Below are 9,273 nucleotides of genomic sequence, written 5' to 3' on the forward strand. Positions count from 1 at the left end.
GCGCATGCCTGCCGCGCCCTCCGCCCCCGTACAGCCGCCGACCTCCTCCCTCAAGCGCCCGCCCGCCGCCGAGCGCGTCTACACGCACATCAAGGAAGCCGTCCTGGACCGCCGCTACGAGGGCGGCGACCGGTCGAAGGCCGTGACCGCCGGCGTGTCGCCCGCCGCCAGCCCCTCGCCGACCCGCAGCTACGCGCTCTCCCGGGCCCCCTCGACCATCCCCGCCGTACGGGAGCACACCGCGGCCCGCGGTCCCGGCTGGCGCCCGGCCGCCGGTGCCCGGGTGGTCGTGAACGACGACGGCCTCGCCGACGAGGGCAAGCTGCTCGCCGGTGAGCTCAAGCTGAAGTACGCGGGGAAGACGGGCGCCAAGGCCGGCGACGTGGCGCTGGGCCTCGACAAGGGAAGCTCTGGCCCGGAGTCGTACACCCTCACCGTCAAGAACCGCCGGGCCACCATCACCGGGCCCGCCGAGGCCGGTGTCTTCTACGGCACGCGCACCCTCAAACAAGAGGTGCACGGCGGCGGTACGGCACCGGAGGGCGTCGTACGCGACCGGCCCGCGAAGCCGATCCGCGGGTTCATGCTGGACATCGCGCGCAAGCACTTCACGGCGGCCTGGATCGAGGACCGGGTGCGCGAGCTCGGGGACCTGAAGTACAACCAGCTCGGCCTGCACTTCTCCGACGACCAGGGTTTCCGCATCCAGTCCGACACGCACCCAGAGATCGTGTCGCAGCAGCACCTGACGAAGGCGGAGGTGCGCAGGATCCTCGCCCTCGCGGCGAGCCGGCACATCACCGTCGTGCCCGAGATCGACTCGCCGGGACACCTCGGCGCGGTCATCGCGGCGCACCCCGACCTCCAGCTGCGCAATGTGTCGGGGGTTCCCACGCGCGGCGCCGTGGACATCTCCAAGCCGGCCGCGGCGAACATCGTCGACGAGCTGCTCGACGAGTACGCGGGCCTCTTCCCCGGCGCCTACTGGCACCTCGGCGGCGACGAGTACCAGGCCCTGACGGTGGCGAACCCGGCGGCGTCCTTCCCGCAGCTGGCCACCGCGGCCCGGAACAAGTACGGGGCGGGCGCGAGCGTCGCCGACCTCGCGACCGGCTGGCTGAACGACCGCGCCAAGGTGATCCACGGGCACGACCGGACGGCACGGGTCTGGAACGACGGCATCTTCAGCGGGGGCACCGTCCAGGCGGACAGCGCTCTCCAGGTGGCGTACTGGACCGGCAAGGAGATCGGGGCCCGGCCGCCGGTCGCGTACCTGAGCACGGGCCGCAAGGTCATCAACTACAACGACGAGTTCCTCTACTACGTCCTCGGTGAACCCCAGACCTTCGTCTATCCGACGGGCCAGCGCATCTACGAGCAGTGGACCCCCCTCGTCCTGCGCGGCACCACACCGGTCCCCGCGAAGTACGACCCCCAGATCCTCGGCGCGTCCTTCGCCGTCTGGTGCGACCTCGCGGGCTCGCAGACCCAGGACCAGGTCGCGGCCGGCATCCGCATGCCGCTGCGCGCCCTGACCCAGAAGCTGTGGGATCCGCGCAAGCCGGCCCTGTCCTGGCCGCAGTTCAGAACGCTCGCGAACCGGCTCGGCTAGCCGGGACGGACGCGCCGGGAACGCGCTGGACGCGGTGACGCGCCGAACCGTATCTTCCGGATACTTGTTCGTATGCCGGGCGTGACCCCTGAGAAGGGGCGCGCCCGGTTTCCTGTGTCGTCACCTCGGTGACGGCACGTCTGGGGGGTTTTCATGACCGTGCCGCCACCGCAGGGACCCGTCCCGCCGCACCCCGTGCCGCAGGGACCCGTCCCGCCGCACCCCGTGCCGCAGGGACCCGTCGCGCCGCACCCCGGGGCGCCACTGCCGCCGCTCGTGTCACCGCACGGCGCTGCCTGGCTGCGCTCGCCGGTGGCCCTCGGAAAGGCCACCGCCGCGCTGCTCGGCCTGGTGATCGCAGCCGACGTCTTCGCGCTCTGGGCGGACAACACGATGTTCGCCGTGTCGGGCGCTCTCGCGGACGGCGAGTTCGGTGACGCCGTTCAGCGCCGGGCCGATCACGCGGACTCGCTCTACGCCGTCGCCGGGAACGCGCAGATGGTGACGCTCGTGGCGGCGGTCGTCGTCTACCTGATCTGGTTCCTGCGGGTCCGCGTCAACGCCGAGGTCTTCAACCCGTTCGGGCACACCAAGTCCCGGGCCTGGGCGGGCTGGGGCTGGTTCGTCCCGGTGGTGAACCTCTGGTTCCCGCGGCGGATCATGCTGGACATCTGGGACGCGAGCGGCCCCGCCGGCGCCCGGAACGGCCGCGGGCTCGTCCAGACCTGGTGGACCTTCTGGATCATCGGGCTGCTGGCCAACCGGGCCTCCTTCACCGCGTACCGCAAGGCCGAGACCGCCCAGGAGATCCAGGACGCCGTCGGCAAGGTCATTTTCGCCGACCTCCTCGACATCGTGACCGCGGGCCTCGCGATCCTCGTCGTGCTGCGGCTGACCCGCATGCAGGACCGGAAGGCGCACGAGGGTCCGGGCGCGCACGGCGTCTGACGCGCGTCGATTCGTCCGTTTCGCTGGCCAACCCCCACACCCCTGTGGTGTATTCGGCCCCAGTCGCCGAACCGACACACCCGGGGGGAAACCGGTATGGGCTACTGGGGCTACTACGTCGTGGGCAGAAGTGAGGCACCGCTCGCGGAGACGATCGCGCTGGCCGGGGCGCCGGGCCTGGTGGCGCGGACCACGGCGCCCGGCGGCTGGCAGGTGTGGGAGTACGCGAGCGGCGACGGCGGGATCGGGAACATGAACGCGCTCGCCCGGGAGACCGGCGCGCCCGCCCTCTTCGGATACGTCATGGACAGCGCCTGTGTGGCCGTCGAGGCGGCGGCGCCGTCGGGCGGCGCGTGGACCACCTGTCTCGCGCGGGCCGCGATGGCCGGTTACCTCGAGGGCGCCGAGGGCGGACTCGGCGTCGACGACTACTTCCTGGAGCCGGCCGACGCGGCCGAGCGCGCGGTCGCCTGGGCCGCCGAGGCGGGGCGCTCCGTGGCGGTCGAGCCGCTCCTCGACGTGCTGGGTGCCGAGCCCGAGCCGTTGGCCGAAAACCTGTTCTTCGAGTTCCTCGACCGGCTCGGGGTGGTCCCACTGTGACACTCCTGGACCGTTGCACGCAGTAAGGGGAAGTGCGGGCTCCGTGAGGCAAGGGCGCCCTGTCGAGGCATTTCGAGGGAGTCGTGATGAGTCTGGTGGAACTGATCGCTCAGGCGGACGAGCGAGGTCTGGCGGCGAGCGGTCTGGCTTGTTTGGATCGGTGCGTACCGCTGCTGGGCGGAGACGACGATGTCCTGCGGCCCCTGTGGGCGAGCCTCGCGGAGGCGGACACCTGGGCCGAGTGGGGAACGCGTCTGGAGCAGGCGCGCGCGAAGCTGGACGCGGAGGACCCCGAGCCGGCCGTGACCGACGAGGACCAGGCCGCCGTGATCGCCCGTCGCATGCTCGACGCCGTCCCCACGGAGCCCTCCGGGGATGAACTCCGTGCCTGGGCGGACGACTGCTCGGTGGCGGCGCTGCAGGTGCACCGGTTCCTCGACCACGCCGACGACGCCGAGGCCTGCGTGACGGCTCGCCGCGAGGGGCGTACGGAGGGCATGTCCCCGCTCGTGGCCGCCGAGCTGCGCCGCCAGGTCGTCATCCTGGAACTGCTCGCGGAACACGGCGCGGGCGGACTGCGGTTCGCGCTGGACGCGTCGACGGAGGGGCGACGTGTGCTGCGGGCGGTGGTGTCGCGCAGGGCGCGCGGACGGGCGTAGACCGGACACGGGTGCGCCGGAGGCGGGGAGCGGCCCCGGCGCGCCCAAACCTGGTTCCTGCGGGGTTCCTGTGACGGTCCTGGGGCGGAGATGGCGGTCCTGGGCCGGTGTCGCGAACCCTCGTCCGAACGGGTGACGAATCCGGCCGCCGTCACGCTCTACCGAGTGTGAACGCAACTCAAGCAACCAGGCCCTCAGCTGCGACGAAGCCCGTTCGCTGGGCGGCCGACACGGTCGCGACCATGCGCGAGGGCGCCCGGCTGCGCCTCGACTACTCGGGGCAGAGTCTGTGGCGGGTCGACCGCATGATCGAGGAGATACGCCGGGACGGCGCGCCGTACGCCGCCGTCGAGAGCGTGCTGCGCGGATTCGGGGCGTACGCCGGCGAGGTCGTCGCCCGTCAGACCGGCGCCGAGTGGTGGGAGACCGGCGGCGAACACTGGCTGCGCACGCCCGACGGGCGGCTCTGGGACCCGATCGAGGAGGCCCGCCGCTGCTACGCGGGCGACGGCTCCCTGCGACTCCTGTGCCGGGAGGCCACGCGCTAGTTGTATCGACCCGCAGGGTTGTTGACGCGGGTGACGGGTGGGTGGCCGTCGAGTGCGGTGAACCAGAGTGCGGTGAACCAGGGTCGCGGGCACGGGTGTTCCGGTTCCGTGAGCACCTGCTGCCCCGTGGCCGGTGATCCGTCCGGGCCGGGTGGGTCCTCTGACGCACTGTGACATTTCCTTGGGGCCCGACGCTGATGACCATGGGGGTGTCGACGCGGCCGACCGCGTCGGCAGGGCATATTCGGGCGAACTCGGTGCGAACGAGGACAGTGTTGGGCCAGGGAGGGGAACCCCGCCGCGCGCAGCCGTACGACGCGGAACTGGGCGTGGCCGTGGCGCGGGCGCAGGACGGGGACGAGGCCGCCTTCGCGGTCGCGTACCGGATCGTGCAGCCCGGACTGCTCGGCTATCTGCGCGGGATCGTCGGCGACGACGCGGAGGACGTGGCCTCCGACGCCTGGCTGGAGATCGCCCGGGATCTGGGACGGTTCCGCGGCGACGGCGCCGGGTTCCGCGGCTGGACCGCGACCATCGCCCGGCACCGGGCCCTGGACCATCTGCGCCGGCTGAAGGTACGGCCCCGGGGAACCACCCTCGAACAGGACGTGCTGGACCTGCCCGGCAGGCACAGCACGCACGACGAGGCGTTGGAGAGCCTGTCCACCGAGTACGCCCTGGAACTGGTCGCGGGACTGCCGCGCGACCAGGCCGAGGCCGTGCTCCTGCGGGTGGTCGTCGGCCTCGATGGACCGGCCGCGGCGCGCGTGCTCGGCAAACGGCCCGGCGCGGTGCGCACCTCCGCCCACCGGGGCCTGAAGAGGCTCGCGCGCCAGCTCGGCGTCACGGGTGTGACGGATGACGAGCCCCGGACGCTGGGGGAGTCGGGATGAGTGCGACGTCCGGCAGGCCGTCCTCGCCCGGAACGGAACCGTCGTACGGCGTAAGGACGTTGGGCGGCGGAGGACGGCCGGACGCCGAACGGCCTTTATCCGGCGGGCGGTTGCCGGGCGGAGCCGGGGCGCCGAACAGCGGGACGTCGTCGTTCGGTGGTAGGTCGTCGTACGGCGAGGAGTTGTCGGGCGGAGCGGCAGGCGGAGATGGAACCGGACATGGGTGAACGGCACGGTGACGGCGGGACCCCCGACCGTCGGGTCGCGCATCCGGTGAACCCCGGGAGCGAACGGGCCGCGCTGGAGACGCGTCTCGCCGCGGCGATACGCGGCCGGGCGGCCGGCACCGAGGCGGAGGCGCGTGCCGTGGCCGCCTTCCGAGCCGCGCGGGACGGCGGCGCACACGGCGCGCGCGCCCGGCGGCGGGACGACTGGCGCCCCAGGGAACGGTGGGCGCCGAGTCGTTCCGCGCGGGTCACGTTCGCCGTGCTGCTGGCCGGTCTGACCCTCGGCGGCGTCGCCGTCGCGGCCATCGGGTCGTCCTCGCACGGCGACGACGACCGGGACCGGGCCGGGGACCGGCCGTCGAACGTCCAGGACCGGCTCCCCGCCGCGGCGCCGTCCGCCGGTCCGGGGGCTCCCGGTGTCCCCACCCCGGGCGGCTCCGTGGCGCCGGGCCTCGCGGGACGTCCGCCGCGGGCCCAGGACACCGAGGCCCACTGCCGTGCGTACGCGTCGGTCCGGGGCCGGGGCAACGCCCTGAACGCGACGGCCTGGCAGCGGCTCGTCACGGCCGCGGGCGGCGAGGACAAGGTCGAGGCGTACTGCGCCGAGCGGTTGGCCGAGGACACCGGGACCAAGGACGCGCGGCGGACCGGGAACGGCGCGAAGAGCGGGAACACGGGCGGGACGCCGGCTCCGGGAGCCTCGGTGGCCACGCCGAAGCCGACGAAGGCCAAGGGCGGGCGGTAGGCGGGCCGGGGTCGGCGGGCGCGGTGTCCACCGGTCCGGGCGGCACGGAGATCGTGACCGGGGAAGTGGGCCGAGCCCGTTCTCGGGCGGGAGTCACGGGATGCGGTGGGCGCGCGGCCCGGGTCCTCGCCGGTCCGGCGGCGCACATCCGCCCCGATGACGACGGCGCACATCCGCCCCGATGACGACGGCGCACATCCGCGCCGATGACGACCGCGCACATCCTGCGGACGACGACGGCGTACGCCCCGCCGATGGCAACGGCCGGGGCCGCCACCCCCCACAGGAGAGGCCCCGACCGTCGCGCGGCACGGGCCGCGCGGCGACCCGTATTCTCTACAGCGCCGCGACTGCGTTTTGTGTCACACCTCTCTCCGTCACCATGTAGTTGCATGTTGTACGAACATGGACGGGGAGCTGTTTCAGGCCGTAACGTTCCTTTCGCGCCGGGTGCGGAGAACGGACGACGGCAACCACGAGGGATCCGGGACCACGACTGTGTGGAGCCGGGGACCGCGACCACGTGGGACCTGAGACCAGTGCCACGTGGACCTGAGACCACGACCGTCCGAGAACGACAACGGCGAGAACCCGGTCCGCGAGAGCGGCGCCGGTTGAGGCGCAAAGAGGGGCGCGGGGGTGCTGGGGGACGACGCGGAGCTGACCGCCGCGGTACTTGCTGCACAGGCCGGGGACGAGACCGCGTTCCGGACTGTGTACCGAGCGGTGCACCCACGCCTGCTCGGGTACGTGAGGACGCTGGTGGGGGAGCCGGACGCGGAGGACGTCACGTCCGAGTCCTGGCTCCAGATCGCCCGTGACCTGGAGCGGTTCAGCGGGGACGCGGACCGGTTCCGCGGCTGGGCGGCGAGGATCGCCCGCAACCGCGCCCTGGACCACATACGCATGCGCGGACGCCGCCCCGCGATAGGCGGCGACGAGACCGAGCTGACCGGCCAGGCCGCCGAGTCCGACACCGCGACCGAGGCGATCGAGGCGCTGGCGACCGACAGCACCCTCTCCCTCATCGCCCAGCTCCCGCAGGACCAGGCCGAGGCCGTCGTGCTGCGCGTCGTGGTCGGCCTCGACGCCAAGACGGCCGCCGAGACCCTCGGCAAGCGCCCCGGAGCCGTCCGCACGGCGGCGCACCGCGGCCTGAAGCGGCTCGCGGAGCTGCTCGGCGCCGATCCGGAATCCGCCGGCGCACTCGACGCCGTACCCCCGCAACGAGGTTCGCGCACCCGCGCGGTGACGTCCGCCGGTGTGACGCATACGCGTTCGCGGACGCAGAAGGACATGTGATGGCCGACGAGCAGTACAGGTGGCTGGACCGCGATGCCTCGGAGCGTCTGCTGCGGGGAGAGCCGCTGGAAGCCGTCGACGCCGGTACCCGCGACCAGGTGGACCGACTCGCCGAGGCGCTCGGCGCACTGGTCGCCGAACCCACGCTGAGCAGCGACGAACTCCCGGGCGAGGCAGCCGCGTTGGCCGCTTTCCGCAAGGCGCGCGCGGGCGGGGACGGAGCCGCGGCGCAGGTCGGCCACCGTCGCGCGCGCCCCGGTGCGCATGCCGCTGACGCCGGTCTCGTCCGTCTCGGGCGCCCCGCCGCGCACGGACGCCGGACGCGCTGGGGGCGCCCCACCCGATTCGGGCTCGCCGCGGTCCTCGCCGTCGGGATGGTCGGCGGGGTGGCCGTCGCGGCCGGAACCGGAGCGCTGCCGACGCCGTTCACCCGTGAACACCCGGGCCCGGCCGCATCGGTCTCGGCGGTACGGACCCCCGACCGGCCGCCGGCCTCGCCCTCGGCCTCGCCCTCGCCCGAGGGCACCGGCGGCATGGGAACCGTGGTCCCGACGCCCGACGGTCCCTCCGGCGACCCGTCCGGCGACTCCTCCTCGACCGCCGTACCCGGCGCCGACGAGACGACCGGCCGGCCCGGTCCGGACTCCACCGGGCGTTCCGACCGCACCCGCGAGTGGTGGGCCCGTACACGCGCGTACTGTCGCGACGTCCTTGACGGCAAGAACCTCGACGCGGACCGCCGGCGCGCCCTGGAGCATGTGGCGGGTGGCGGCGCCCGGGTGAAGCTGTACTGCTCGGGCGTCCTCGGCCGGCAACTGGGCGGCCGGGACGGCGGGGACGGCGACGGTGGCGGTGGCGAGAAGGGGTCGGGGGGAGAGGGCCCCGGCCAGGGCGACCAAGGGGATCGGGGCGGCGGTGACGGGGACGGGGACGGCGACGGCCACCACATAGGGCCGCGCGGCAACGACCCCCGGGGCAACGGCGGCATCCCGTCCTCCCTGGACCCGAGGCTGACACGGCTCCTGCCGGTCAGGCCGACGAGGTCCGCGTCGGCCTCGACGCCGAGTCCTTCGAGCCCGGCGCCGAGTCCGCTGGACAGCGTCCTCTCGTGAACCGCCGTTCATCCAGGCGCTGATCGCGCCGCCGCCCTCCCGGCCCTCGCGCCGCCTGCCGTCGTGCGACGGCTCCGCGGCCGCCGCACCGCCGTACCCGCGTTCGCCGCCTGTCGTACCGTCAGCTCCCGGCACGCGCCGGTGTGCCGCCCGTCTCCCCGCCGTCGTGGGGTCGTTCCTCGGCCGGTGTGCCGTCGGCCCCTCGACTCACGTGCTGTCGTGCCGTCAGCTCTCCGACCAGCGCACTCTCGTGACGGTCGCCCTCGCGCACGGCCCGCTCGCGTGCCCCGGCCGGTCGCGCCCCACGGGCGGCTCAGCCCCGTGACCCCTCGTCCGGCGAGCCCCGCGGAACCCCGCTGACCTGCGGTTTCGTACTTCCTTCAACTTTCTTCGGCCCGGGTGTGACGTTTTCGGCGCCGGTGACGCAGTAAGGGGTGAGCCGACTGGTCATCGGCCGTCGCACGGAGCCGGGGTTCCCCCCGTACCCACGGCTCTGTGCAACTGGCGCGGGCGGGGGCCCGTGCCCCCCGGCCCCCCCCCCCCCCCCCCCCCCCCCCCCCCCCGCCCCCCCCGGGGGGGGGGGGATAAACAAAAGAACCGGGCCCCGCCAATGGGGGGGGGGGTAAA

At 73.8% G+C, this 9,273-nt stretch carries 9 protein-coding genes; all 9 read left to right on the plus strand.

What is annotated here, in order from left to right:
• Positions 1 to 4 precede the first annotated feature (4 nt).
• The 9 genes from ACFWBT_RS38960 to ACFWBT_RS39000 all read left to right on the plus strand — a co-directional run bounded on the left by ACFWBT_RS38960 (position 5) and on the right by ACFWBT_RS39000 (position 8,646).
• A complete protein-coding gene (locus ACFWBT_RS38960) occupies positions 5 to 1,612 on the plus strand; it encodes a family 20 glycosylhydrolase (protein ID WP_385708409.1) in 1,608 nt (535 codons plus the stop codon).
• A gap of 153 nt (positions 1,613 to 1,765) precedes the next feature.
• Positions 1,766 to 2,560: a DUF4328 domain-containing protein gene (locus tag ACFWBT_RS38965; RefSeq protein WP_385708389.1), complete on the plus strand. Its 795-nt coding sequence runs from the start codon at positions 1,766 to 1,768 to the stop codon at positions 2,558 to 2,560.
• 96 nt (positions 2,561 to 2,656) lie between these two features.
• On the plus strand, positions 2,657 to 3,160 hold the full coding sequence (locus ACFWBT_RS38970; protein ID WP_385708392.1) for a hypothetical protein: 504 nt from the start codon (positions 2,657 to 2,659) through the stop codon (positions 3,158 to 3,160).
• An 86-nt stretch (positions 3,161 to 3,246) separates the two neighbouring features.
• Positions 3,247 to 3,819 carry a hypothetical protein gene (locus tag ACFWBT_RS38975; RefSeq protein WP_385708395.1) on the plus strand — a complete coding sequence of 191 codons (573 nt, stop codon included), beginning with the start codon at positions 3,247 to 3,249 and terminating at the stop codon, positions 3,817 to 3,819.
• A gap of 167 nt (positions 3,820 to 3,986) precedes the next feature.
• Positions 3,987 to 4,367, plus strand: coding sequence for a hypothetical protein (locus ACFWBT_RS38980; RefSeq protein WP_266761988.1), 381 nt, complete (start codon positions 3,987 to 3,989; stop codon positions 4,365 to 4,367).
• Between the two features lie 275 nt (positions 4,368 to 4,642).
• Positions 4,643 to 5,260: an RNA polymerase sigma factor gene (locus tag ACFWBT_RS38985; RefSeq protein ID WP_385708399.1), complete on the plus strand. Its 618-nt coding sequence runs from the start codon at positions 4,643 to 4,645 to the stop codon at positions 5,258 to 5,260.
• Between the two features lie 219 nt (positions 5,261 to 5,479).
• Positions 5,480 to 6,232 carry a hypothetical protein gene (locus ACFWBT_RS38990; protein WP_385708402.1) on the plus strand — a complete coding sequence of 251 codons (753 nt, stop codon included), beginning with the start codon at positions 5,480 to 5,482 and terminating at the stop codon, positions 6,230 to 6,232.
• A 639-nt stretch (positions 6,233 to 6,871) separates the two neighbouring features.
• Complete coding sequence (locus tag ACFWBT_RS38995; RefSeq protein ID WP_356465206.1) at positions 6,872 to 7,534, plus strand: RNA polymerase sigma factor; 663 nt, start codon at positions 6,872 to 6,874, stop codon at positions 7,532 to 7,534.
• Complete coding sequence (locus ACFWBT_RS39000) at positions 7,534 to 8,646, plus strand: hypothetical protein (protein ID WP_385708405.1); 1,113 nt, start codon at positions 7,534 to 7,536, stop codon at positions 8,644 to 8,646. Before ACFWBT_RS38995 ends, ACFWBT_RS39000 begins: the two co-directional genes overlap by 1 nt.
• Positions 8,647 to 9,273: the final 627 nt, after the last annotated feature.

Source organism: Streptomyces sp. NPDC060027 (assembly GCF_042737005.1).
Taxonomy (GTDB): domain Bacteria; phylum Actinomycetota; class Actinomycetes; order Streptomycetales; family Streptomycetaceae; genus Streptomyces.